General features: G+C 63.4%; 18 protein-coding genes, 1 other RNA gene and 1 pseudogene. 12 read left to right on the plus strand and 8 right to left on the minus strand.

The features are described from left to right. Positions 1-105: 105 nt before the first annotated feature. Complete coding sequence (locus ACS13N_RS12365) at positions 106-654, minus strand: carboxymuconolactone decarboxylase family protein (protein ID WP_438931927.1); 549 nt, start codon at positions 652-654, stop codon at positions 106-108. A 132-nt stretch (positions 655-786) separates the two neighbouring features. Here ACS13N_RS12365 and ACS13N_RS12370 point away from each other — a divergent pair, with 132 nt between their 5' ends. Beyond that, positions 787-1,656 (plus strand): AraC family transcriptional regulator, encoded by an 870-nt coding sequence (locus ACS13N_RS12370; protein WP_438931928.1) that lies wholly within the window; start codon positions 787-789, stop codon positions 1,654-1,656. Positions 1,657-1,662: 6 nt separating this feature from the next. On the opposite strand, the gene ACS13N_RS12375 is transcribed toward ACS13N_RS12370, so the two are convergent. Further along, complete coding sequence (locus ACS13N_RS12375; protein WP_438931929.1) at positions 1,663-2,835, minus strand: MFS transporter; 1,173 nt, start codon at positions 2,833-2,835, stop codon at positions 1,663-1,665. A 286-nt stretch (positions 2,836-3,121) separates the two neighbouring features. On the opposite strand from ACS13N_RS12375, the gene ACS13N_RS12380 reads away from it, so the two are divergent. From ACS13N_RS12380 to rrtA, 4 genes are all read left to right on the plus strand, one after another. Beyond that, positions 3,122-3,469 carry an RcnB family protein gene (locus ACS13N_RS12380; RefSeq protein WP_438931930.1) on the plus strand — a complete coding sequence of 116 codons (348 nt, stop codon included), beginning with the start codon at positions 3,122-3,124 and terminating at the stop codon, positions 3,467-3,469. A gap of 222 nt (positions 3,470-3,691) precedes the next feature. Beyond that, on the plus strand, positions 3,692-5,593 hold the full coding sequence (locus ACS13N_RS12385) for a bifunctional metallophosphatase/5'-nucleotidase (protein WP_438931931.1): 1,902 nt from the start codon (positions 3,692-3,694) through the stop codon (positions 5,591-5,593). Between the two features lie 105 nt (positions 5,594-5,698). Further along, a complete protein-coding gene (locus tag ACS13N_RS12390) occupies positions 5,699-8,173 on the plus strand; it encodes an ExeM/NucH family extracellular endonuclease (RefSeq protein ID WP_438931932.1) in 2,475 nt (824 codons plus the stop codon). Between the two features lie 77 nt (positions 8,174-8,250). Beyond that, on the plus strand, positions 8,251-8,772 hold the full coding sequence (rrtA, locus tag ACS13N_RS12395; protein ID WP_438932846.1) for a rhombosortase: 522 nt from the start codon (positions 8,251-8,253) through the stop codon (positions 8,770-8,772). A 286-nt stretch (positions 8,773-9,058) separates the two neighbouring features. Here the strand turns inward: rrtA and ACS13N_RS12400 are convergent, their stop codons facing one another. The 5 genes from ACS13N_RS12400 to ubiG all read right to left on the minus strand — a co-directional run bounded on the left by ACS13N_RS12400 (position 9,059) and on the right by ubiG (position 16,142). Further along, the gene (locus ACS13N_RS12400; RefSeq protein WP_438931933.1) at positions 9,059-10,132 is read right to left on the minus strand and encodes a porin; all 1,074 of its coding nucleotides are present in this window, start codon (positions 10,130-10,132) and stop codon (positions 9,059-9,061) included. A 331-nt stretch (positions 10,133-10,463) separates the two neighbouring features. Beyond that, positions 10,464-10,821, minus strand: a transfer-messenger RNA (tmRNA) gene (gene ssrA, locus ACS13N_RS12405). A 31-nt stretch (positions 10,822-10,852) separates the two neighbouring features. After that, a complete protein-coding gene (locus tag ACS13N_RS12410; protein WP_438931934.1) occupies positions 10,853-14,626 on the minus strand; it encodes a DUF748 domain-containing protein in 3,774 nt (1,257 codons plus the stop codon). A gap of 113 nt (positions 14,627-14,739) precedes the next feature. Then, positions 14,740-15,429 carry an HAD family hydrolase gene (locus ACS13N_RS12415; protein WP_438931935.1) on the minus strand — a complete coding sequence of 230 codons (690 nt, stop codon included), beginning with the start codon at positions 15,427-15,429 and terminating at the stop codon, positions 14,740-14,742. Continuing rightward, positions 15,426-16,142, minus strand: a complete 717-nt coding sequence (ubiG, locus tag ACS13N_RS12420) for a bifunctional 2-polyprenyl-6-hydroxyphenol methylase/3-demethylubiquinol 3-O-methyltransferase UbiG (RefSeq protein WP_438932847.1) — start codon at positions 16,140-16,142, stop codon at positions 15,426-15,428. The genes ACS13N_RS12415 and ubiG overlap by 4 nt, the downstream gene beginning before the upstream one ends. A gap of 161 nt (positions 16,143-16,303) precedes the next feature. On the opposite strand from ubiG, the gene ACS13N_RS12425 reads away from it, so the two are divergent. After that, positions 16,304-16,807, plus strand: coding sequence for a glycine zipper 2TM domain-containing protein (locus ACS13N_RS12425; RefSeq protein ID WP_039596378.1), 504 nt, complete (start codon positions 16,304-16,306; stop codon positions 16,805-16,807). A 186-nt stretch (positions 16,808-16,993) separates the two neighbouring features. Here ACS13N_RS12425 and ompA read toward each other — a convergent pair whose 3' ends face one another. Next, positions 16,994-17,644, minus strand: coding sequence for an outer membrane protein OmpA (gene ompA, locus ACS13N_RS12430; RefSeq protein ID WP_104656691.1), 651 nt, complete (start codon positions 17,642-17,644; stop codon positions 16,994-16,996). A gap of 433 nt (positions 17,645-18,077) precedes the next feature. Here ompA and gyrA point away from each other — a divergent pair. The 6 genes and pseudogenes from gyrA to ACS13N_RS12460 all read left to right on the plus strand — a co-directional run bounded on the left by gyrA (position 18,078) and on the right by ACS13N_RS12460 (position 26,113). Further along, a pseudogene (gene gyrA, locus ACS13N_RS12435) lies at positions 18,078-20,745 on the plus strand (DNA gyrase subunit A). A 128-nt stretch (positions 20,746-20,873) separates the two neighbouring features. Continuing rightward, complete coding sequence (locus ACS13N_RS12440) at positions 20,874-21,434, plus strand: DUF2059 domain-containing protein (RefSeq protein ID WP_039596375.1); 561 nt, start codon at positions 20,874-20,876, stop codon at positions 21,432-21,434. A gap of 124 nt (positions 21,435-21,558) precedes the next feature. Then, complete coding sequence (serC, locus tag ACS13N_RS12445) at positions 21,559-22,695, plus strand: 3-phosphoserine/phosphohydroxythreonine transaminase (protein WP_438931936.1); 1,137 nt, start codon at positions 21,559-21,561, stop codon at positions 22,693-22,695. Between the two features lie 87 nt (positions 22,696-22,782). Then, complete coding sequence (gene pheA, locus ACS13N_RS12450; protein ID WP_438931937.1) at positions 22,783-23,898, plus strand: prephenate dehydratase; 1,116 nt, start codon at positions 22,783-22,785, stop codon at positions 23,896-23,898. Between the two features lie 96 nt (positions 23,899-23,994). Beyond that, positions 23,995-25,119, plus strand: coding sequence for a histidinol-phosphate transaminase (gene hisC, locus ACS13N_RS12455; protein WP_438931938.1), 1,125 nt, complete (start codon positions 23,995-23,997; stop codon positions 25,117-25,119). A gap of 97 nt (positions 25,120-25,216) precedes the next feature. Beyond that, positions 25,217-26,113, plus strand: coding sequence for a prephenate dehydrogenase (locus tag ACS13N_RS12460; protein ID WP_438931939.1), 897 nt, complete (start codon positions 25,217-25,219; stop codon positions 26,111-26,113). The last annotated feature ends 15 nt before the right edge of the window (positions 26,114-26,128 follow it).

Below are 26,128 nucleotides of genomic sequence, written 5' to 3' on the forward strand. Positions count from 1 at the left end.
AAGAGCTTGCAGGCTAGCACCCGCCAAGAATCGGCCAACAGGTACAGAAATCCAGAAATTTGCGGGATTCTGTATCGGTCGGCCGCTCCAGTGCGTTGGCGGCGATCAGGCTGCCGCCAGCAGCTTCACGCCCGGAAAGTCCACCGGCACGTTGAAGGCCACGTTCACGTAGTTGGTGAACAGGTTCAACGCCACGTGCGCCAGGATCTCGACGATTTCACCGTCGTCGAAACCGGCCGTACGCAAGGCCAGCACATCGGCATCGGCGATCTGACCACGTTGCTCGACGAGCTTGAGTGCAAAGCCGAGTGCGGCGGCTGTCTTGGCGTCGGCAGCGCGGCCGGCCTGGGCTTCGGCCATGTCGTGGCCGGAGGCGCCGGCCTTCTTGCCCAGCGCCGTGTGGGCAGCCAGGCAGTATTCGCAGCGGTTGCGGTCGGCCACAGCCACGGCGATCTTCTCGCCGAGCACAGCCGGAATGCGCCCGTGGCCGAGTGCGCCGAACGCGGCCCACATCGACGTGAGCGCCGCCGGCGAATTGGCCACGGCGCGGAACATGTTAGGCGTTGCGCCGAAAGCGCCTTGGATCTGATCCAGCACGGCCTTGCTATCGATCGGGGCGCTGGTGCGGTCATGCAGGGGAACGCGGGCAGTCATGGAAACACTCCTCATGGATGGGTTGGATCGGAGCGCCGGGCGTGTGGGGTGCGCCATCGACGTGTACACAGTATGGCGATTGGGGATGTATGATTTGGACGATTTCGTTTCAATTTCATACCAATTCGTCCAATGCGTGCGATGGATCCGCTGGATCGTCTGTCTGGCTTGCTGGAGCGCTTTCGTGTGCGTGCGCGCCTGTTTCATTCGGGGCCGCTGTGCGGTGTGACGCAGTTCGCGCCGGATGCGGGGCAGGGGTTTCTGCATGTGCTGCGGCGTGGCGCGCTGGAACTCACGCATCCAGACGCAGTGGGCGGCTTGCCGACACACCTGCGTGTGCAGGCGCCGGCCGTGCTGTTCTATCCGCGCCCGGTGGCGCACTGCTTCCACAATCCACCTGTCGATGGATCGGATTTCACCTGCGCCACGCTCGACTTCGATGGTGGCGCACTCAACCCGCTGGCGCGCGGGCTGCCCGCGCTGATCGTCTTGCCGCTGGAGAAGGTGGAAGGCTTGGACGCGGCACTGGCCTTGCTGTTTGCCGAGACGGATCGCGTGCGCTGTGGCCAGCGTGTGCTGGCTGACCGCCTGTTCGACGTGGTCTGCATCCAACTGCTGCGCTGGTTGCTCGATCACCCTGAGGACGCCGGCATTCAGCCCGGTTTGATCGCAGGCCTGTCGGACCCACGCCTGGCCCGCACGATGGTGGCCGTGCATGAGTCGCCCGGCGCAGCGTGGACGCTCGACACCATGGCGGCCCGCGCTGGCATGTCGCGCAGCGCATTTGCCGCAGCCTTCAAGCAGACCGTCGGGCAGACACCGGCGGACTATGTGGCGGATTGGCGTGTCTCGCTCGCACAGACGCGATTGCGCGAGGGCCGGCCCATCCAGTTGCTGGCCGAGGAGTTGGGCTATGCCGGGCCGTCGGCGTTGTCGCGGGTGTTCAAGGAGCGCACCGGGCTGTCGCCACGCGATTGGCGCAAGCGGTTCGAGATGCGCTGAGCGTTGTTAGGCCTTCACTGTTTGCTGTGCGGTTGCTCTGCCTGTGCCGAGCCGTGCGGACATGATCGCCAGCAGTAACGCAATCGCCACCACACCTGCGCCGGCCCATGGCGCGAGCAACAAGCCGCCCGCATCCACCAGCAACCCGCCCAGGCCCGCACCCAGCGCCACGCCCAGGTGCATGGCCGAGACATTGATCCCCAGGCTCGCATCGGCCCGGTCCGGTGCACTGTGCATCAGGTAGCTCTGCACGATGGGCGAGATCGACCAGCTCAGGCCCGCCCACAGCATCATCGCCGGCAGGAAGAGGGCGAGGTTCTGTCCGGCGGCGGGCAGCAATGCCATTGCCACCAGGAACACGGCCGGGCAGAGCAGCAGTGCACGCACTGGCCCCGCGCGGTCGGAACACCAGCCACCCAACCAGGCCCCCGTGACCCCCGCCGCACCGAACGCGAAGTACAGCGCCGTCAGCGTGGCCTGCGGTGTGCCCAGGCGCGCCTGCAGATACGGGGTGAGATAGGCGAAGAGGATGAAGTGCCCGCCGATCATGGCAATCGACACGAGCTGCCCGGTCAGGATCTTGGGCGTGAGCGCATGCCGCAGCCATGCGCCGATCAACACCGGCGCCCGCGCGGGCGATGTCGGCAATCGCCGCGCCAGCACGAACGCCAGTGGCAACACCGGCACGCCGATGGCCACGAACACCGCGCGCCAACCAAACCAGCCATCGAGTGTCATGCCGACGGGTACGCCGAGCACGAGCGATCCGCTGATCCCCATGAAGATGATGCCGATGGCGCGCCCCTGCTTGCCCGGCGGTGCCAGCTCGGTGGCAAACATGGTGGCGAGCAGGACGACGGTGGCGCAGCTTGCGGCCATCACCATGCGCAGCGCGAAGAGGGCGGCATAACCCGGGCTCGCGGCGGCGAGCAGGTTGCTGGCCGCGAATACGCCCAGCGCTACGATCAGCAGACGCCTGCGGTCACGATGCGCGAGCCATGCCGAGCATGCGAGCGCCGCCAGCGCGAAGATCAGCGAAAAGATGGTGGTGAGCTGCCCGCCCACGGCAAGCGAGACGCGCAGGTCTGCCGCAATGCCGGGCAGGATGCCGATGCAGATGTTCTCATCGATACCCGCCAGGAAGACGGTGGCGGCGAGCAGCCAGATGCGTGTGTCCATGTGCCTCTTCCTGACCCTTCCGAGTGGATGACCGTGTCGCGCGTTGCGCACATGGCCGGTTCGGTCGGGTTTCGAGGCAGGGCTTCGGTTATCCCAGACGTGGAAAACGGTTGCGTCAGCCAGCGTAGCAACGATGCCCAGAGCGGGCAAGGCACGGTAAGCCAAACGGGTGACGCACGATAATCTTCCGTTACATCCTTAACGGTGTTCGTCACAGCCTTAGGAGGGCTAGAGGCCTAGACTGGAAACAAGGTCCGACGTATCCGGACGTTCTGGGAGCACATCAATGCAAAAAGCCAAGATACTGACTGCCCTGATGCTGGCCGCTTCTGCGCTGGTACCGCTCGCGAGCCACGCGCAAGATCATGACCGCGATCACGATCGCCGCTGGGACCGCGACCGCCATGAAGAGCGCGTCGACATGGACCGCCGTGCCGACCGCGAAATGGCGCATCGCTGGAACCGGGGCGAACGGATTCCGTCCGAGTACCGCGATCGCCAGTACGTCATCGACAACTGGCGTGACCACCACCTGGCGCCGCCGCCGCGCGGGGCCCACTGGATCGGTGTCAACGGCGGCTACTACCTGGTGCAGCCGAGTGGTGTCGTCCTCAATGTGACCATCGGCGGATAACACGCACATCTGTTGCGTCACAAAGAAACCCGCGACTGCGAAAGCGTCGCGGGTTTCTTGTTTGCAGGTGCGGCAGCGTGAATTGCGCGGATGCGTGTGGCCGGCGAGAAGGAAACAAAAAGGTAGCTTAGGGATCGCTGAAAGATCTGTGACAACGCGCCATGGTCACGTCATGCGCGTTGTTGAAGGTTGCGGGCTGCACAACCCCACAGCAATGCACCCATGGCACGCCAAACCAAACACAAGGCGGGCGCGTATTCGCTCGTCCTTTTTTCCACGCTGTTCGCTCTCGCTGCCTGCGGTGGCGGTGACGATACAACCGCATCCAACCAGCCGCCGGCGACGGCACAGCCCGCCGAGGCCAAGCCGCTGTCGCTCACGCTGCTGCACGTGAACGACCACCACTCCCACTTGGATACGGAGTCGGTCAAGCTCAACCTGATGACGGCAGCAGGCAAGCGTGAAGCCATCGACGTGGAATACGGCGGCTTCGCGCGCGTGACGTCTGCCATCCAATCGCTGGCCAGCGCTTCGCGCAACGTGGTGAAGATCCACGCGGGCGACGCCGTCACCGGTGACCTGTACTTCAACCTCAGCAACGGCAAGGCCGATGCCGAGATGATGAACACGGTCTGCTTTGATTCGTTCACGCTGGGCAACCACGAGTTCGACAACACCGACAGCGGCCTGAAGACCTTCATCGACTATCTGCACGCGGGCAACTGCAAAACGCCGGTACTGAGCGCCAACGCCAAATTTGCCGCCACCTCCGCGCTGGCGAATGGCCCTGTGAAGGCCTCCACTGTGGTGGAGCGTGATGGGCAGAAGATCGGCATCATCGGCCTGACCATCGCGGACAAGACCAAGAATTCTTCGCGCCCGGATGCGGGCACCACATTCGACAACGAAGCTGTGGCCGCACAGGCGGAGATCAATCGCCTGCGTGCGCAGGGCATCAACAAGATCGTAATTGCTTCGCACGTGGGCTACACCGGCGAGTTGGCGTTGGCCAAGCAGCTCAGTGGTGTCGACGTGATCGTGGGTGCGGATTCTCACAGCCTGCTTGGGCCCAAGGCCACCATGCAGCCGCTGGGCCTGACCCCGGAAGGCGACTACCCGACCCGCACCACCGACAAGGATGGCAAGCCCGTCTGCGTGGTGCAGGCGTGGCAGTACAGCTACGTGGTCGGTGAGTTGAAGGTGGACTTTGATAAGAACGGCGATGTCGTCAACTGCCAAGGCACGCCGCATGTGTTGATTGGCAACACCTTCAAGCGTGGCACGGTGGCTGTGTCCGATGCTGACGCCGTCGCCATCCGCCAGGACATCACCGCTAGCGCTGTACTGCGCATCACCACGCCTGACGCTGCTGCGGCCGCCAAGCTGGCCAGCTACAAGGCCGACAAGGACGCGCTGGGCAAGAAGGTGGTCGCCACCGCACCGACCAACCTGTGCCTGCGTCGCGTGCCCGGCACCAAGCGGGACGCCACGCGCTCCACGCTGGGTGACGTTTGCAACAAGGACGCCGATGTCATCGCGCATGGCGGTGACGTGCAGCAGCTCGTGGCCCAGGCCTTCCTGGAACGCGGCAAGGCGTTCTTCAATGCTGACATCTCCATCCAGAACGGTGGCGGCGTGCGCGTTGACCTGCCCGCCGGCAACGTGACCGTGGGCGGCATCTACAGCGTGCTGCCGTTCAAGAACACGCTGGTGCAGCTCAAGATGACGGGCGCTGAAGTGAAGGCCACGCTGGAAGACGCCATCGCATCGGTGGTCGCCAACAACACCGGTTCCTACCCCTACACCGGTGGCCTGCGCTGGAAGGTGGATCTGAACCAGGCAACCGGCGCGCGTTTGAGCCAGCTCGAAGTGAAGACCGCCTCGGGCTATGTGCCGCTGGATCTGGCCAAGACCTACAGCGTGGTCACCATCAACTTCCTCGCGGATGGCCAGGACGGCTACACCACGATGAAGAGCGTGACCGGTGCACGCCGCACCGAAGTCGGCCTCGACTACGCCGAAGCCTTCCTCACCTACGTGGATGGCCTGCCCGGCACCACCAAGCAGCTCAACAAGCTGCCGGTGGCGGACTACAGCACGCAGAGCTACATCGAAACCCCGTAACCCACAGTACGGCATGGAGCATGCCTCGCCGATGGCGAGGCGCGCTCCAGCCGCAATACAACAACCACAGGTGCGTCATCGCACCGCTTTATCCGACCCCATCCCATGCGTTTGCATTACCTCCTCCCCATTGCGCTCTCCATGGCGTTGCCAGCCCATGCTGAGCTCATCTTCAGCGAATACGTTGAAGGCACCTCGAACAACAAGGCGCTCGAGATCTACAACCCCGATAGCACCGAGGTGGATCTGTCGCTCTACAAGGTTGAGCAGTACAACAACGGTGCCACGACGCCGACCACGTCCTTCGCGCTCAACGGCAAGCTCGCGCCAGGTGCGGTGTACGTGATGGCCCATAGCACGTTGGCTGCCGTGCTCGGCTCCAAGGTCAATCAGACCGCGGCGTTCACCTTTAACGGCGACGATGCCATCACGCTCACGCGCTCCGGCACGGTGGTGGACCACATCGGCCAGGTCGGCTACCGGCCTGCAGTGGGCTACTGGGGCACGGCCACGGCCGGCACCATGGACCACACGCTGCGTCGCAAGAGCACGGTCAAGCAGGGCGATACGAATGCCTCCGCGGTCTTCGATCCGGCTGTGCAGTGGGACGCGTTCAACGTCGACGATTTTTCCGACCTTGGCTTGTACAACGGCCAGGGCGGCACGACAACACCGCCGCCGGTGCAGCCTGTATGCGGCGCGGCAGCCACGCATATCGCAGACGTGCAGGGCGCAGGGGCAACGTCGCCACTGGCCGGCCAGAACGTCGAGATCGAGGCGGTGGTCACCGCCGACTACAGTGGCACCAACGGGTTCAACGGCTTCTTCGTGCAACAGCCAGACGCGCAGCGCCGCAAGTTGGCGGGCGTGTCCGAAGGTCTGTTCATCTACGCGCCCGGTGTGACCGCGCGTGCGGGCGATCTGGTTCACCTCGTCGGCAAGGTCGAGGAGAAGTACGGCCAGACGCAACTGACCCTGGCCGCAAGTGGACTGGCAAGCTGCTCCAGCGGCAACCGCGTAACGCCGGTGGATGTGACGCTGCCGGTGGCCGATGCCAAATCGCTGTCGGCGTATGAAGGGATGTTGGTGCGCCTGCCGCAGACGCTGACGGTGAGCGAGACCTACGAACTCGGCCGCTATGGCAGCGTACTGCTCAGCAATGGCCGCCTGCCGCTGCCGACCAACGTGGCCCCGGCCGCGAATGGTGCGGCTGCGCAAGCTGCGGCCAACGCGCTCAACCGCCTGGTGCTTGATGACGGCTCCAATCAGCAGAACCCTGGCACCGTGCCTTACCCGGCGCCCGGCCTGTCTGCCGCCAACCCGGTGCGTGCCGGCTATACGGTGAGCGGCGTGCAAGGCGTGCTGGAGATGCGCTACAACGCGTGGCGCCTGCAGCCGGTGCCTGGCGCTGTAGCACCGGTCTTCAACGCCGCGGGCAACCCGCGCACCGGCGCGCCCGCACGTCACGCCCAGGCGGACGTGCGTGTGGCCTCGTTCAACGTGCTGAATTACTTCAATGGCGACGGCAAGGGGGCTGGCTTTGACGATCCGAACAACCGCGGCGCCAAGACGCAGGCCGAGTTCGAGCGGCAGGAAGCCAAGATCGTCGCGGCCATCCGCGCCATCAATGCCGATGTGGTCGGCCTGATGGAAATCGAGAACGACGGCTATGGTGACCTGAGTGCCATCCGCCGCCTGACCAGCCAGCTGGGTGCCGACTGGCGCTTCGTTGATCCGGGCGTGCCCAAGCTGGGCGGCGACGCGATCACGGTGGCGATCATCTACAACAGCCGCACGGTGGAACCGGTTGGCGCGGTCGCAACGCTGGCGATCGACGACAAGAACCGCCAGCCGCTGGCACGCAGCTTCCGCCGCATTGGTGGCACGCAAAACTTCACCGTGGTGGTCAATCACCTGAAGTCCAAGGGCTGTACCGGCGCCACCGGCAAGGATGCCGACCAGGGCGATGGGCAGAGCTGCTGGAACCCCACCCGCCTGCGTGCCGCTGGCTTGATCGCCGATTGGCTCGCCACCTCGCCGACGGGCGTGGCCGATGTGGGCAAGCTGTTGATCGGTGACCTGAACAGCTACGCCAAGGAAGACCCGGTGCTGCTGTTCGCACAGAAGGGCTACGCCGACATGGTTGCGAAGTTCGTCGGCAAGGACGCGTACAGCTATGTGTTCGGCGGTGAGTCCGGCTATATCGACCACGCGCTGGCGACGTCGGGTCTGGCCGATCGCGTGCGCGCCGTGCATGAATGGCACATCAACGCCGACGAGCCGATCGCGCTGGAATACTCGTTCGCCTACAAGAGCGCCGAGCAGCAACTGACGTACTACGCGCCGGACGCCTACCGCTCTTCGGACCACGATCCGGTGCTGGTTGACTTTGCGCTCAACACGCAAGCGACGGGCGGCACCCCGGGCACCGGTGGTACGACCCCGGAAGGCAGCACGGGCACGCCTGGTGGCAGCAACAACGCGGGTGACTCGGGCTCGGGCTCGCTGGATCCGCTGATGTGGCTGACGCTGACGGCCGGCATGGTCGCCCTGGCACGCCGCCGTTCGTGGCGCGTCTGAGCACCCGGACACACCGCTGGCCTGACTGGCGGTCGCACAGCCCGGTGCATCCGGGTTTTTTTGCGACCGCCTTGCTGATGCTTGTGCTGCAGGCCGGTGGGGCCACGGTGGTCGACGCGCTGCGCTATGACCGTGCGGCCATCCTCAATGGTGAGGTGTGGCGGCTGGTCTCCGGCCACTTCGTGCATCTCACCTGGGTGCACTGCCTGCTCAATGTGGGTGGCCTGGTCGCACTCGCGGCCATCCTGCCCGCGTCGCTGTGTGTTTGGCGTTGCTGCGTGGTACTTGCCACGCTGATCGGTCTGATTCTCTTTGCGGCCCTGCCTGGGCTGCAGTTCTACGCTGGGTTCTCCGGCATCAACTACGGCCTTGCTGTGCTGGCGCTGCTGCCACGTGCGCGTGGCGAAGCGATTGCCGCCGTTGTGCTGGCCGCGCTTGTCGGTCGTGCTGTCTGGCAGTGGTTCGGTGGCGTCAATATGGATGCCGTGGCCTGGCTCGGTGCTCCACCGCTTGCTGCCGCCCATCTGGCAGGGCTGGCTGTCGGTGTGTTGATGCTGTGCATTCCCATGATCCGCCGCAGGCGTAGGGCTACTGGCTAGTAAGCCAACCCCGCCGGGCCGGCAACGCGCTGAGCGCAACGTCGATGCGATGTGATTTCGCACCTAGTGCGATGTGGATGACGCACGAGGTTACCCACGTGCGCCGGATCGCAGGGGAGAAGAAGGACGGAAACAAAAAGAGGCCGATTCGGCAATCAAGAATCGGCCCAACGAGCCCTGCAAGGAGGCAAGGTCGATATGAACGTGGTGTCGTCACGCCGCGGCCTCGCAAGGGAGGTGCGGGTGACGACGATTTGATGATGCGCCGTCGTCCGGTGCGTACTGCTTAGAAGCGGTGACGCAGGCCGATGGTGGCGCCGGTCTGGTTCTCGCCAGCTGCAACAAAGGTCGAACCCGAGCCGCTCAGGCCTTGCGTCGAACCGTTCTTGTTCTTCGCGTAGCCGATGTTCAGGTACACGTCGGTGCGCTTGGAGAACGAGTAGTCAGCCGACAGCACGAACATCCACGGATCCGCGCTCGAGTTGCGGTTGTCCGTGTAGTACGCGGCACCCGTCAGCACCAGGGCCGGCATGACGCGGTACTGGCCGCCCAGCCAGTAGACGTTGGTGCGTGTGATGGTGGCCGTGGCGCTGGCCGTACCGTCGTCACGCAGCCAGCGATAGCCGCCAAACACCTTGGCATCGCCAAAGGCGTACGAAGCACCAATCGCGGCGCGCTTGGCGCTGCGATCCTGCAGCGCCAAGGTAGCGCCTTGGTACTGGTCATATGCGGTACCGATCGAGAGATTGCCTGCGGCATAGGCGAAGCCCAGGCCGTAGTTGCGAGCCACCTTCGGTGCGCCCGCCACTTCGCCGTTGTTATCGCGGCCGAAGCTGTAGAAGCCGATGGCGGTCAGGCCGCCAAACTTGCCGGTGTACTTGATGGCGTTGTCAGCACGGCCATTGAATGCCGAGTCGACAGCAGCCAGCGAGTAGCGCGGGTTTGCGCCCATCGGGTCGTAGGCGCCGAACAGGTCGTACAGCGCGGTCTGCTGACGTCCCAGCGTGACGGCACCAAAGTTGCCCTGCAGGCCAGCGTAGGCCTGGCGGCCGAACAGGCGGCCACCCTGGGCCGACATGCCGGTGTCGAGGTCGAAGCCGCTTTCGAGCGTGAAGATGGCCTTCAGGCCGTTGCCGAGATCTTCCGTGCCGCGCAGGCCCCAGCGCGAACCGCTCAGGTTGCCGGCATTCATGCGGACTGCGGTGTTGCCGCCGGCGCTGTTGCCCGGCACGTGATTGATGGCTTCGATGCCAATGTCGGCCAGGCCGTACAGGGTCACGCCAGATGCGGTTTGGGCGAACGCCCCGGAAGCGCCACAGGCTGCGGCAATCGCTGTCATTGCGAGGAAAGCTTTCTTCACTGTCTATCTCAACTTATGTTCGGGTGAAAGGAAGTCGCCGCCGTCGACCAGGCGCGCATGGCATGAGCGCATTCGCCCCCCCTTGGTGCAGCGGCAGGACGCAGGCTATGGATGCCGTGTGAAAATTCGTTGGCGTATTACCAGTAATTCGTAAGCGACTCGCAAGACCCGTCAGCGTTGAGTCACGAAGGCCGGTGAGCGGTGCAGGGCAGTGGCTGGCTGCGCGTGACGCAGCGGGACGTGCCGGCGATGGGCTGGGCAACAAAAAACCCCGCAGAGCTAAGCCCGGCAGGGTTTCATTGCCAAACGTCGAAGACGTTTGAGAGGTGTTTGGTGGAGCCGGCGGGAATCGAACCCGCGTCCGCAAGCCCTCCACAGAGAGTTCTACATACTTAGTTCTGTCATTTGATTTAACCGCCGCATCGCGGACGAACACGCTCTACGACGGCGATTCACTAGGTTTTCGTCTCTAGGCCCGTGACTCACCTAAAGCTTATCTGACGTAAATGACCTCGCTAGTCTTGCGACCCTAGCCCGTCAGCGAGCCAGTGCGAGGACGGCGGCCCTTAGGCTGCCAGTGCGTAACGTTCGTCGTTAGCAGTTATTGCATTCCCATTGATTAACGAGGTGACGGGTCCTCGGTATGCCCTCCACTGCTTCGCAACCCACGTCGAAACCAGGTCGGCCCCAGAGAAGAAGAGTGATTATCCCATAGATGGGCTACTTCAGCGCGAAATCAACCCGCGTCGTCTTGCCCTTGTCCTTGATGCCCTCGGCGTTGAGCTTGGGCGCCACCACAAAGAGGCGGCCCGGATCCACACGTTCTGCCAACGCCACATGCACGGCGTTGGCACGGCGCTGGGCGAGTTCACGCAGATCCGCATCCGTCACCTGCACGTTGGTCTCCATCAGCTTGCGCATTTCTTCCGGCGGCAGCGATTTCGCCAGGCCGATCATGTTGCGCGGCTTCGGGAACTTGGCGGCTTTGTAGGCGCGCTCCAAGTACTTGTTCTCCTCTTCCGGCTTGACGCTGGTGTCGGCCTCGGCGGCGTCACCGGCGTCCTTGAGCTTTTGCTCGCGGATCTGGCGGTTCACAGCTTCGCGCCGCAGGCCATCGCGGTCGAACTCCGGATCGACGCGGCCGACGATGTCGACCTTCAGCGACGGGCGGTCCTTGAGGGCGGTCGCCAGCTTGTCCATCTTGGCGACCGATGCCTGGCTGATGGTCGAGGTGCCCGGGTCAAATTCGATGTAGCCAAGCTCCTCGCCGCCGGCGCCGCCAAACGCGCTGGCCAGCAGCGAGAAGGGTGCCGTCACCGCGCGTGCAATCAGGTTGACGAGTGCGCGTATGACGATGCCCCCGACGCTGAACTGCGGATCATCGAGCGAGCCTGATACTGGCAAGTGCACGTCGATTTCGCCACGCGAGTTCTTGAGCAGCGCTACCGCCAGCCGTACCGGCAGATTGGTCGCGTCCTTGCTCTCCACGCGGTCACCGAACGTGAGCTGGTCGATGAAGATGTGGTTGTCGGCCGTCAGCTTGCCGCTGTCGAGCAGGTAGTGCAGGTCCATCGTCAGCTTGCCCTTGGTGATCGGGTAGCCGGCGTACTTGGCGGAGTAGGGCGTGAGGTTGGTCAGCTCTACGCCGTCAGCCTTGGCCGTCAGGTCCACGAAGGCTGTGGGCGCGAGCGGATTGACCTTGCCATGGATATCCACCGGTGCTGTGCCGTCGACACTGCCGCGCAGTGTCACATCGGCAGGCTGCTGGTTGGCGGAGGTGCTGATGGTGCCCACCGAGCCACCGATGGCGGTCAGGTTGGCCGTGTAGTTCGGCTTGACGAAGTTGTCGGTGAAACGGATGTTGCCGTCCTGCAGCGTGATGGCGTCGACACGCAGATCGGCGCCGCCGGCCTTGGGGGCGGGCGGGTTCGATACGACAGCGCTGTTTGCCGCAGGTGCGGAAGCGGGCGTTGGAGCGGTCTGGGCAACCTGCGCGGCAGGCGCGGATGCCGCAGATGCAGACGCCGGCGTCGGCTGCGCTTGCGTGAGCGAGCGGCGCTCTTCATCCGACTGCACGCGGATGTCCTGCAGGTTCAGACGGCCGTTCGGGTTGATGATGATCCGCGCATAGAATGTCGACAGCGCCACCGCGCCCACGCGCACGCGCGGCGTATTGCCGTCGTAGTTCGCCTGGATGCGGTTGAGCGCGAGCGAGCGCCAGCGCAGGAAGTCATCAGAGGTCACGCGGTCTTGCAGGCGCACGTTGCCCAGCGTAGCGTTGCCCTGGTAGCTGGCCGTTAGCGCCTTGCCCTGGTTGAGCACTAGGCGGCCGTCCATCGTCAGCAGCGCGCTGGTGATGGCGGCGTTCAGCGCCTTGTCGAGGTACGGGTCGAAGCCCGCCAGCGACAGGTTCTGCGTGTTCACGCGCAGGTCGGCCTTGAGCGGCTGCGGCACAACGTCACCGCGCACGTCCAGCTTGCCTTTGCTGCCCAGTCCGGCACCAATCTGCACGTTGATCGGCTTGCCGAGATCGGTCGACGCGTTCTGCACGACCACGTTCAGCGGTTCGACGCGCACTTTCACCGGGTGTGCGTTGGTCTGGTCTTCGAAGCCGACGGCGCTGTTGTCCAGCTTGAACGTCTGCACGGTCACGGCCCAGGGTTTCTCGGCCGGTGCGTTGGCTTTGGATTTGGCCGGTGCGGCAGCGGGTTTGGCAGCAGCAGGTGCGCCGTCCAGCAGCGTCAGCGTGGTCGTCCCGTCCTTCTTGCGCAGCGCATCGAGCTGCAGGCCATCGGCGCGCACTTCGTTCAGTGCGATGGTGCGGGTGGCCAGATCGAAGCTCTTCACATCGGCGCGCAGCAGCTTGGCGCGCAACGCCGTGTCCTTGCCCGTGGGCGGCGCCATCGACAGGTCAGCCAGGCTGGCGGTTAGCGGTTCAGCCCGCACGTTGAACTTGTCGGCGCCGAAGTCGAGCGCGATTTTGCCGTCTGCCGACAGCGCGCCGTTTTGCAGTTGCGGCGCGCCTGCCTGGCGCAGATACGGCCCGATGCCGGCCAGTTTCACGCCGTCGAGCTTCAGCTCCAGCTCGCCATTGTTCTTCTCCAGCGACGTATTGCCGCGCACGTTGAGCGTGCCGCCCTGAGACAGCTTGCTGCCCACATCAAACGTGATCGGGCCACCCAGCGTACGCACGGCCACGTCGCCGTGCAGGTCTTCCAGTGTGAGGTCCGCTGCCGGCTGTGTGGTGGCGTCGCGCCAGTGCACGGTACTGTTGGCCAGCTGCAGTTTGCCGACAACGACGTCCAGCGGCTTCGGCTTGGCGGTGGGTTCCGGTGCAGCGGGCTTGGCTTCGGTCGGTGCCGGCTTGCCGCCAAGCTGCGTGAAGTTGATCGCGCCATCGGCGGCGCGCACGGCATCCACACGTACGCCGTCGAGCGTCAGGGCGTCCAGGTGGAACACGTTGTCCAGCGGGCGCACATCCGCCAGCGTTGCGCGTACCTGCTTGGCCGCCACCAACGGTGCCTTCTTGGCGTCGGTCACTTCCAGGTTGTCCAGGCCAGCCGTGCCATGCACACGCAGCACCGGGGCGCCAGTCTTCGGCTTCTGGAAGTCGATCGTTAGATCGGTCGTCAGCTTGCCTTGCGGTACGGCCACCGGCAGCGGGCCGGGCACGTAACCGAGGTAGCGGGGCAGCTCCAGGCCATCGAGCTTGATGTTCAGGTTCGATTCAAGCGAGTCGGCAAATGGCTTGGTCTGGCCCGAGAAACGGAGCGGGGCACCGTCGATGCTTGCCGCCAGCAGTGGCTGCACGAAGATGTTCACGTCGGCCGGCAGGCTCGCCAAGAAAGGCACGCCAATCTGCAGGTTATCCACTTTGTGCTGCGTGCCCAGCGGTTGGTCGACAAGCTCGATCGCGCCGTTGGTCAACTGCAGGTTGGCGAACACGAAGCGCGCCGGCTCGGTCGACTTGGGCTTGGGCGGGTTCTCGGGCTGGTTGAGCCTGTCGACGATGTCGGAGAAGTTGAAGCGCTGCTCGGCGGTGCGCACGATGTGCACGCGCGGCGCATCGATGCGCAGCTCTTCAATCACGGGGGCGCGGCGGAAGATCGAACTCCACGAGGCATTCACGTGAAGGTGGCCGACGTCGACGAACGGCGTCTTGCCGTCGCGCTCGGCAATGTGGAGCTGGTCGACATCGAGCCGCAGCGTGTACGGGTTGATGCGGATCTTGCCGACCGATACCGGTCGCTCCAGCACCTTGCTCAGTTGCGTCTCGGCCAGGTGGTGCAGCAGCGGTGGCCCACCCAGCGCGCCCAGCAGGCCAAACACCACCAGGAAAATGAGCACACCCAACCCGATGCGCTTGGTGCGCCGTGACGTACCGACCTGCGTGGCGCGCTGCCAGCCGGCTGTGCCACGCAGACGATCAAGCCGGGCACGCCAGCCGTTGGACTTCGATTGCAGGTCGGGACGCGAATCGGGGGAGGTGCTCATGCTGGTGTCGGTCCGGCCACGGTGTGGCGTACTTCGTCAGTCGGTCGACCGCCGCGTCCCGTGTGGAAGGCGGCGGTCCTGAAAGGTGCCGGGCGTTGGCCCTGGCGCCGTGCTTAAGCGCGTTGAGATTCGAGCAATAGCGGAATCAGTTCGACGGCGTTGGCGATCAACGCATCTGCGCGCCATTCCGAAGGCGGCGGCCCATTACCACAATAGCCGTAACTGGCAGCAATGGTAGGCATGCCTGCGGCGCGGCCAGCTTCGATGTCGCGCACGTCGTCGCCCACATAGACGATCTGCCGTGCATCCACGCCGATGGATTCGGCTGCATGCAGCAGCGGGGCAGGGTGGGGCTTGGCGTGCGGCGTGGTGTCACCTGCAACGACGCATGCCGGCGGCACCGGAAACGGCAGTTGAGCGACCAGCGGCACGGTCAGCCGGCCGGACTTGTTGGTGACGATGCCCCACGGAATACCCGCGCGGCCGAGTTCGGCCAGCACGTCTGCCATGCCTGGGAACAGCGTTGTGCGTACGCAGATTTCCGCCTCGTAGTTGGCGAGGAATGCCAACCGTAGCGATTCGAATTCCACATCCTCCGGCCCGATGCCGAAGGCCACGCCGAGCAGCCCGCGCGCGCCATGCGAAGCAACGGGGCGGAGCGCTTCGTAGGCCAGTGGTTCCAGGCCGCGGTCGGTGCGCACCTTGTTGGCCGCCGCTGCCAGATCGGGCGCAGTGTCGGCCAGCGTGCCATCCAGGTCGAACAGCACTGCGCCCAGCAGGGCCGGGAATCTGCTGACCGTCATGCGTTGCCCGGACGGCGCGTGGCCATCAGATAGTTGACGCTGGTGTCTTGCGTCAGGGCGTAGCGCCCGGTGATCGGGTTGTATTCCATTCCACGCATCTGTTCCGGCTGCAAACCTGCCGAGCGCGTGAAGGAGGCAAGCTCGGACGGGCGAATGAACTTGGCATAGTCGTGCGTGCCGCGCGGCAGCATGTTCAGCACGTATTCCGCACCGATCACCGCCAGCAGATACGCTTTGGCATTGCGATGGATGGTCGAGAAGAACACGTGGCCGCCCGGCTTCACCAAGGTCGCGCAAGCGCGCACAACCGACGCCGGATCAGGCACATGTTCGAGCATCTCCATGCAAGTCACGACATCGTAGCTGCCGGGCTCGCGCGCGGCGAGCGCTTCTGCGGCGATCTCTTCGTAATCGACAGCAACGCCCGCTTCGAGGCTGTGGAGATCGGCAACTCGCAATGCTTTGCGTGACAGGTCGATACCTTTGACGTTGGCGCCGACACGCGCCATGCTCTCGGAGAGGATGCCGCCGCCGCAACCAATGTCGACAACGCGCTTGCCAGTCAGCGGCGCGATGGATTGAATCCAGTCGAGGCGCAGCGGATTGATTTCGTGCAGGGGTTTGAACTCGCTGTTCGGGTCCCACCAGCGGTGGGCGAGTTCACTGAATTTTTCGAGTTCGCCGGGGTCGGCGTTCGCGTGAATGGTAGTCATGTTGCGCTGCGCCTGGGTATAACGGCTAGGTGAGGAAATGTACCAAAAAGCGTCGTTCTGACCAAATGGGGCGAGCCGGGAAAAAGGTTTCACATTGAAACAAAGGTGAACGAACGCGCATGCGTTTTCTCCAACGGTCACCTTCCCTCTAGGAGAGATCAATGAAATCCAAACAGATTCTGGCGGGGCTCGGCGTAGCGGGCCTGACGGTGCTGGCGGGCTGCGCCGCGCCGGGGTATGGCGGTGGATATGGTGGCGGCTACGGCGGTGGCGGGTATGCGCCGCCTCCGGCGTACGGTGGTCAGCCGCAGCAACAGCCGGGGGCATTGTACGGCCGGGTTGAATCCATCCAGCCGATGCAGGCGCCGGTCAACAGCCCGGGCATTCTGGGCACGATCATCGGTGGTGTGGCGGGTGGTATTCTGGGCCACCAAGTTGGTGGCGGCACCGGTAACACGGTCGCCACGATTGGCGGCGCAGCGCTCGGCGCTTATGCCGGCAACCAGGTTGAGCAGCGTGCGGCAGCGGGCGGACAAACCGTGTACCGCATCAGCGTGCGGCTGGACGATGGTCGTGTCGCGACGGTCACGCAGCAAAACCCGAACAACCTGCGCGTGGGTGATCGAGCCATGGTCGCCAACGATCAGGCGACGCCGTCTTACTAATAGAGAAGGGCGAAAAAAGGGGGGCGGCCCCTGAAAAGCAAAAAGCGGTGGCGCATGGGCATCACCGCTTTTTGTTGCCTTGGCGATGGGCGGGTCGACTGATCAATCCAATCTGGCCGCGGACATAGCTTGCGAGCGAAAAAAAAGCCCAGCTTTCGCTGGGCTTTTTCTTCGGCGGAAACCGAATTACTTCTTGGTGCCGACCACTTCAACGTCAACACGGCGGTTCGGTTGCTGGCAGGCGATTTGTGCCTTGCGAGCGCCCTTGCACGACTTCGGATCAACCTTCAGCTGGCGCTTGCCCTTGCCTTCCGTGTAAACACGGTTGGCTTCGATGCCCTTGCTGACCAGGTAGCCCTTGACGGCTTCAGCACGACGGACCGACAGGCGGTCGTTGTACTTGTCCGAGCCGAACGAGTCGGTGTGGCCGACGGCGATCACGACTTCCAGGTTGATGCCTTGCAGCTTCGAGACCAGGTCATCCAGCTTAGCCTTGCCTTCCGGCTTCAGCACTGCCTTGTCGAAGTCGAACAGCGTGTCAGCGGCGAACGTGACCTTTTCCGAGGTCGGGGCCACGACGCCAGGCTTCTGTTCCGGCGTTACTTGAGCAGCAGCCGGAGCCAGAGCGCCGTCGCACTGAGCATTGGCGGTTGCCGGCGTCCAGAAGCCATTGCGCCAGCACAGTTCGTTCGTGCCGTTCTTCCAGACCCACTCGCTCGTGCCGTTACCCCAGTTGTCGTTGACGGCCTTCTTTTCGTAGGGCACCGACTGAGCGTAAGCGGACGCAGCCATGGCTACCGCAGCTGCAGCGAACGCGAGCTTGGCAAATTTTTTCATATTTCTCCTCTCAGGATGAGATCACCGCAGAAGACTGCGAGCAGATGGGACGAAAACAAGTCATACATTCTTCGGAGTGTAGCATCCTCGATGTAGCGAATTCGCCACTTCGAACAATGTCTGCCTCTTCGCTGGGGGATTGTGCCACAAGCACGCACTCCTAAAAAGCAAATATAAGCGATTCCAACGGGGCATCATGGCCTTGTGGTGTGTACGCAACAAGGCAGAAAACAGCTCGCAAACCCTTGTGGGGACTGGATCGCGGGTTTTGGTCGCCTTCGCAGGGAACGTGCCCGAGGTTGAGGATGCGTCGCTCGACCACATGAGGGGGAGGGGGCTTGCGGCATGGTAAAATGTTCTGTTATTCGCGCAACCGTAGCGCCTTGTAGTGCTCATCGCAGTGAGTGCTACCGGGCCTCCCATCGTTCGCCCAATGGATCAATTCGCCAAAGAGACACTCCCGGTATCGCTCGAAGAGGAAATGCGCAGTTCGTACCTCGCTTACGCTATGAGCGTGATCGTGGGCCGCGCCCTTCCAGATGTACGGGATGGTCTCAAGCCGGTGCATCGCCGTGCGCTGTACTCGATGCACGAGCTGAACAACGACTGGAATCGTCCCTATAAGAAGTCCGCCCGTATCGTCGGGGATGTGATTGGTAAGTATCACCCTCACGGCGACACTGCTGTATACGACACGATCGTGCGGATGGCGCAGAATTTCTCGCTGCGCTACATGCTGGTCGATGGCCAGGGCAACTTCGGTTCGGTCGACGGCGACAACGCCGCGGCCATGCGGTACACCGAAATTCGCCTGTCGAAGATTGCCCACGAACTGCTGGCTGACCTCGACAAGGAAACCGTCAATTTCGAGCCGAACTACGATGGTAGCGAGAGCGAGCCCTCGGTTCTGCCGGCACGCATTCCGAACCTGCTAGTTAACGGTTCGTCCGGGATTGCGGTCGGTATGGCGACCAACATTCCGCCGCACAACCTGAATGAGATTGTCGACGGCTGCCTGCACCTGCTGAACAATCCGGACGCAACGGTCGATGAGCTGATCGAGCTGATTCCGGCGCCGGACTTCCCGACGGCCGGCATCATCTACGGCATCTCGGGCGTGCGGGAAGGCTATCGCACCGGCCGCGGCCGTGTGGTGATGCGTGCTAAGACGCACTTCGAGGATATCGACCGCGGCCAGCGCCAGGCGATCATCGTCGACGAGCTGCCCTATCAAGTTTAACAAGCGCACGCTGCTCGAACGCATTGCCGAGCTGGTGACGGAAAAGCGCATCGAGGGTATCTCCGATATCCGCGACGAGTCGGACAAATCCGGCATGCGCGTGGTGATCGAACTCAAGCGCGGCGAAGTGCCGGAGGTTGTGCTCAACAACCTCTATAAGAATACGCAGCTGCAAGATACGTTCGGCATGAACATGGTGGCGCTGGTCGACGGCCAGCCGCGCCTGCTGAACCTGCGTCAGATGCTGGAGTGCTTCCTGCTGCATCGCCGCGAGGTGGTGACGCGCCGTACTGTGTTCGATCTGCGCAAGGCGCGCGAGCGCGGCCACATCCTGGAAGGCTTGGCCGTTGCGCTGGCCAACATCGACGAGTTCATTGCGATCATCAAGGCCGCACCGACGCCGCCGGTTGCCAAGGCAGAGCTGATGAATCGCAGCTGGGATTCGGGCCTGGTGCGTGACATGCTGTCGCGTGCCGAAGGCGAAACCGCTGGTGGCCGCGCGGCGTATCGCCCGGAAGGGTTGCTGCCGGCGTTCGGCATGCAGGGCGACGGCCTGTACAAGCTGTCGGACACGCAAGCGCAGGAAATTCTGCAGATGCGCCTGCAACGACTCACGGGGCTCGAGCAGGACAAGATCGTTCAGGAATACCGCGAGGTGATGGCGCAGATCGCTGACCTGCTGGATATCCTGGCGCGTCCGGAGCGCATTACCGCCATCATCGTCGAGGAACTCACCGCCATCCGCGCGGAATTCGGTGACGAGCGCCGCTCGCAAATCGAGCACAATGCGACCGAGTTGGATACAGAAGATCTCATTACGCCGCAGGATCTAGTGGTGACGCTGTCCCACAGCGGCTACATGAAGAGTCAGCCGATTTCCGAGTACCGCGCGCAGAAGCGCGGTGGGCGTGGCAAGCAAGCCGCTGCCACGAAGGAAGACGATTGGATCGACACGCTATTTGTCGCCAACACGCACGATTACATCCTCTGCTTCTCGAACCGCGGCCGTCTGTATTGGCTGAAGGTGTGGGAAGTGCCGGCTGGCAGCCGCAACTCGCGCGGCCGTCCGATCGTTAATATGTTCCCGCTGTCGCCGGGCGAGAAGATCAACGTGATCCTGCCGGTCAAGCAGTTCGACGAGCAGCATTTCGTGTTCATGACCACCTCCAAGGGCACGGTCAAGAAGACGGCGCTGACCGATTTCTCGAACCCGCGTAAGGCCGGCATCATTGCCGTGGATCTGGACGAGGGCGACTTCCTGATTGGCGCCGCCATTACGGATGGCCAACACGACGTGATGCTGTTCTCGGATGCAGGCAAGGCCGTGCGCTTTGATGAGAACGACGTGCGTCCGATGGGCCGTCAGGCGCGCGGTGTGCGCGGCATGAACCTGGAAGAGGGTCAGCAGGTGATCGCCATGCTGGTGGCGCCGGCTGAGACGGAAGCCGAAGGCGAGGGCGCACAGGCGAGCATCGGCAGCGTGCTGACCGCCACCGAAAACGGCTACGGCAAGCGCACGCCGATCGCCGAATACACCCGCCACGGCCGCGGTACCAAGGGCATGATCGCCATCCAGACCTCCGAGCGGAACGGCAAGGTGGTGGCTGCCGCGCTGGTAGCGCCGGAAGACGAGATCATGCTGATCACCACCGGTGGCGTGCTGATTCGCACGCGTGTGGATGAGATCCGCGAAATGGGCCGGGCTACGCAGGGCGTCACGCTCATCAATGTGGGCGAGGGCAACAAGCTGTCCGGTCTGCAACGTGTGGTGGAGTCCGATGCAGAAGGTGATGAAAGTGTGGACACGCTAGATGCCGCACCGGACGCCGATGCACAGTCGGATGACGGCGCCGAGTCATAATTGGAAACAACTTTTGCTTGCCGTTGTGCACAGTTCTGGTCATGATGCCGGACCTGTGCGCGGCAGGGGCCGGAACTTTTGCGTCACTCGTCCGGCCTAAACGCAACGCTTATTTCAAGGGAGCAACAATGCACAAGAGTCTCAAACTCAAACATCTGATCGTGGTGGCTGGTTTCGCTCCGCTGTTTGCTTTCGCCCAGGCTGGCGATGCTGACAAGACCGCGGCCATCAAGGAACTGCTGACGACGATGAACGTCGACGCAGCAATCAAGGGTCAGGGTGAAGTGCTGGAAAACGGCGCCAAGCAGGAAGCCCCGCTGGTGCTGGAGCAATCGCTGGTCGAGAACAAGTCGCTGAACGACAAGCAAAAGCAGGCTGCTGTCGACAAGCTGAAGAAGAACGGCGCTGTGCAGCGCATGACCGACGGCGCCGGCAAGGCGTTCGAAACGGATGCCTTCCGCAAGGATGCCCTGCAAGCGCACTACGATTCGCTGGGCAAGTACTACTCGACCCAGGAAATCAAGGATCTGACCACGTTCCTGAAGACGCCGAGCGGCCAGAAGTTCATGGCTAACCAAGGCAAGGCTATGCAGGAAGTGTGGGGCAACGTGATGCAGAAGTACGGTCCGCAAGTCGGCAAGTCCATGCGCGACATGGCTGACAAGGAAGTTTCGGCTGCTGCGAAGTAATTGACCGGCGTACGCGGACGATCGGGGCCGAATTCCCCACCCCGCCCCGTCGGGCCGCCAGTTGGTAGATAATGGCTGTTTGGGTTCAAACCCAGACAGCCATTTTTCTTTTGCCCTCCCTCTCATGAGCCAAGCCGATCTCGCCATCCAAGCCAGCCAGGCACGTGTCTACAACTTTTCGGCGGGTCCGGCCGTGCTGCCGGCCGAGGTGCTGCAACAGGCAGCGGACGAGATGCTCTCCTGGCAGGGCAGCGGTATGAGCGTGATGGAGATGAGTCATCGCGGCCGCGAGTTCGAAAGCATCCTCGCGCAGGCCTTTGCAGATTTGCGCGAGCTACTGGCGGTGCCTGACAACTACGAGATCCTGTTCCTGCAGGGTGGGGCGATTGCCGAGAACGCCGTCGTTCCTCTGAACCTGATGCGCCGTCTATCAGTGGAGGCGCCCAAGGCGGATTACGTCGTGACCGGCACGTGGTCGGTGAAGTCGCAGCAGGAAGCACGCAAGTATGGTGAGGTGAATATCGCCGCCACCAGCGAGGCCGAGCGCTTCCACAAGATTCCGGACGTGTCGAGTTGGAAGCTGTCGGATGACGCAGCCTACGTGCATCTGTGCACGAACGAGACCATCGTCGGCGTGGAATACCAGGAAACACCCGACGTCGGTCAGGCGCATGGGCGCGTGGTGGTGGCCGACGTGTCGAGCCACATTCTTTCTCGACCGGTCGACTGGGATGGCTATCAAGTCCTGTATGGCGGCGCGCAGAAGAACATCGGCCCGGCGGGCCTGACGATTGCGATCGTGCGCAAGGACCTGCTGGGGCACGCGCACCCGCTGTGCCCGTCGGCGTTCAACTGGCGCCTCGTGGCCGAGAACGGCTCGATGTACAACACGCCGCCCACCTACGCGATCTACATCGCCGGGCTGGTGTTTCAGTGGATCAAGCGCCAGGGCGGCGTTGAGGCATTGGAGACGCGCAACATCATCAAGTCGAAGATGCTGTACGACTTTATCGACGCCAGTGGTTTCTACCGCAACGAAATTCATCCGACGTGTCGTTCGCGCATGAACGTGCCGTTCTTCCTCAACGATGAGTCCCGCAACGAGGCGTTCCTCACGCAGGCGCGCGAACGCGGTTTGGTGCAGCTCAAGGGCCACAAGTCCGTCGGCGGCATGCGGGCGAGCATCTATAACGCGATGCCGCTGGAAGGTGTGGAAGCGCTGGTCGACTTTATGCGTGACTTTGAGCGGGCGTCCGCCTAAGACACCCGCCAAATCAAGGCAGAACATTGCGCGAAGCGCCTGCTTCGCGCGGCAATTTGCAATCCGTTGCCGAACCCGATTCCTACAATGACCAGTCAGTCAGACGATACAAAGCAAAACAAGGACGCCGCATTGGCGGCGGAGCTGGCGCCGTTGCGCACGCAGATCGATTCGATCGACAACCAGTTGCTTACGCTGCTCTCCGACCGCGCCAAGGTGGCGCAGGAAGTGGGCGAGGTGAAGAAGCGCTATTCGTCGCCGGCGTTCCGGCCCGACCGCGAGCTGCAGGTCATCCGCAAAATGCAGTCGAGTAACGCGGGTCCGCTGCACGACGAGAGCATCGCCGCCATCTGGCGTGAGGTGATGTCTGCGTGCCGTGGCCTCGAGCAGGCGCTGCGCATCGGCTACCTCGGCCCGGCGGGCACGTTCTCGGAGCAGGCGGTGATCGCCCACTTCGGCCACGAGATTCAGCCGCTGCCGTGCCCGAGCATTGACGAGGTGTTCCGTGCGGCGGAGTCCGGCACCGTCGATTGCGGCGTGGTGCCGGTCGAGAATTCGACCGAAGGCGTGGTGTCGCGCACACTCGATCTGTTCTTGACGACGTCGTTGAAGATCAGCGGCGAGATCGCGCTGCGGGTGCACCACAACCTGCTGCACAAGACGGACGACATGTCGAAGGTGAAGGTGGTGCGCGCGCATGCGCAGGCGCTGGCGCAGTGCCAACGGTGGCTGAACACGAACTACCCGCATCTGCCGCGGGAGGCCGTGTCGAGCAATGCCGAGGCTGCGCGCATGGCGGGTGAGGATGAAACCGTTGCCGCGCTGGCAAGTGTGCAGGCGGCCAATCGCTACGGCCTGCATGTGGTGCGCGCCAACGTGGAAGACGATCCGCACAACCGCACGCGTTTCGTCGTCATCGGCAACTACGAGACGGAGCCGAGCGGGCGTGATCAGACATCGCTGATCCTGTCCGTGCCGAACGAGGCCGGCGCGGTTTACAAGCTGCTCGCGCCGCTGGCGGAGAACGGCGTGTCGATGTGCCGTTTCGAATCGCGTCCGGCACGCAGCGGCGCGTGGGAGTACTACTTCTACGTCGACGTGGAAGGCCATCAGCGCGATCCGCAGGTGGCGCGCGCGCTGGAAAAACTGCGTCACGACGCGGCGTATTTCAAAGTGCTGGGGTCCTACCCCACGGCACACTGACGGGGACGAGGCAAACCAGCGCTGGTTTGCAGCGCTCCCGAGGGATTCAAAAGCGCGCCTCACATGGGTGGGGTGCTGATACCAGAGGAGCACCCCATGTCTTTACAGTTCGGCCCGGAGTATGTCCGCGCCATCGCCCCCTATGTGGCCGGCAAGCCGATTTCCGAAGTGGCACGCGAGTTTGGCCTGGATGCCGCACGCATCGTTAAGCTGGCATCCAACGAGAATCCGCTGGGCATGCCGCAGTCGGCCAAGAACGCCATGGCGGCCGCCATTGACGAACTGGCGCGCTATCCGGATGCCAATGGCTTCAGCCTGAAGGCCGCGCTGCATGCCAAGTTCGGTGTGCCCGAAGGGTGGATCACGCTGGGCAACGGTAGCAACGACATTCTTGAACTGGCGGCCCGCGCACTGGTGGAGCCGGGGCAGGGCGTGATGTACGCGCAGCATTCATTTGCCGTGTATGCACTGGCGGCGCAGGAAGTCGGTGCACGTGCCATTGAAGTGTCGGCGCACGACTACGGCCACGATCTTGATGCGATGGCCGCTGCCATCACCCCCGATACGCGCCTGATCTACATCGCCAACCCGAATAACCCGACTGGCACGTTCCTGTCGGCAGGTGAAATTGCTGCGTTCCTGGCCAAGGTGCCGCCGGCCGTCGTGGTCGTGCTGGATGAGGCCTACAACGAGTTCCTCAAGCCCGAGCAGCAGTACGACTCGACCGCATGGGTGCGCCAGTATCCGAACCTGCTGGTATCTCGCACGTTCTCCAAGGCGTACGGGCTGGCTGGCCTGCGCGTGGGCTATGGCATCGCGCAACCGCAACTGACTGATCTGCTCAACCGCATCCGCCAGCCGTTCAACGTGAACAGCCTTGCGCAGGCTGCTGCCGTGGCGGCGCTCAATGACGCGGAATTTCTGCGCCAATCGGCGGAACTGAACGCTGCGGGCTACGTGCAGTTGACCGAAGCGTTTGATCGCCTCGGCCTGCAGTACGTGCCGTCGTCGGGCAACTTCGTGCTGGTGCGTGTGGGTGACGACAATAGCGCTGGTGCGCGCGTGAACATCGCGTTGCTCAAGCAGGGCGTGATTGTGCGTCCGGTCGGCAACTATGGTCTGCCGCAATGGCTGCGCGTCAGTATCGGGCTGCGCGAAGAGAACGCAACCTTTATCGAGGCACTGGAAGTAGCGCTGGCGCAGGAAAAGGCCGCCGCGTAACTTCTGTCGGAACCGTTGCAGCGCCCAGGGTCGGGCATCGGGCGCTGCGCACATCGGGCTACAATGCCGCTTTGCTTTTTTCTGGCAGGGCGGTGTTGTGGCCTCTTCTTTTTCCAGTTCCCGGTTGGTGATTGTCGGTGTTGGCCTGATTGGCGGTTCGCTGGCGCTGGCGTTGCGCCGCGCGGGTGTGGTCGGGCAGATCATTGGCGTCGGGCGCTCGGCCGCGTCACTTGAAGCGGCGATTCGCCTGGGCGTGATCGACGAGGCGCTGCCGATGGAAGAAGCCGTGCGCGGCGCCGACATGGTCGTGCTGTGCGCGCCGGTGGCGCAGACGCTCCCGCTGCTGCTCGCTATGCAGCCGCACCTGGGCCCGGATGCCATCGTCACGGATGCCGGCAGCACCAAGTCCGACGTCATCATGGCAGCCAAGACGGCGCTGGGTGATCAGGTCAGCCAGTTCGTACCGGCGCACCCGATCGCGGGCCGTGAGCTGAATGGTGTGGAGGCTGCGCTGGCCGATCTCTACGTCGGCAAGAAGACCGTGCTGTGCCCGCTGCAGGAAAACCGTCGCGTTGATGTCGCCCGCGTGCAGGCGATGTGGGAAGTGGCGGGCGCACACTGCCACATCATGTCCGCTGTGCAGCACGATGCCGTGTTCGCCGCTGTCAGTCACTTGCCGCACGTGCTGTCGTACGCGCTGGTCGCGCAGATCATCAACGCCGAAGACGCCTCGCTCAAGCTCGACTTTGCCGGCGGCGGTTTCCGCGATTTCACGCGCATTGCGGCCTCGTCGCCCGAGATGTGGCGCGACATCTGCTTGTCGAATCGCGAAGCGCTGCTGCGCGAGTTGAATACCTACGAAGCGGTGATCGGTCGTATGAAGATGATGATTGCCGAGCGCGACGGCGCCTCGCTCGAACGCGTTTTCCGACGCGCCAGCGAAGCGCGCCTAGCTTGGCCGCAACGCGTCGCGCCGACCACTCAACCCGAATAACGTTTTGAACTGACT

The sequence above is a fragment of the Ralstonia sp. 24A2 genome, assembly GCF_051783885.1.
In the GTDB taxonomy this organism is placed as follows: Bacteria; Pseudomonadota; Gammaproteobacteria; order Burkholderiales; family Burkholderiaceae; genus Ralstonia.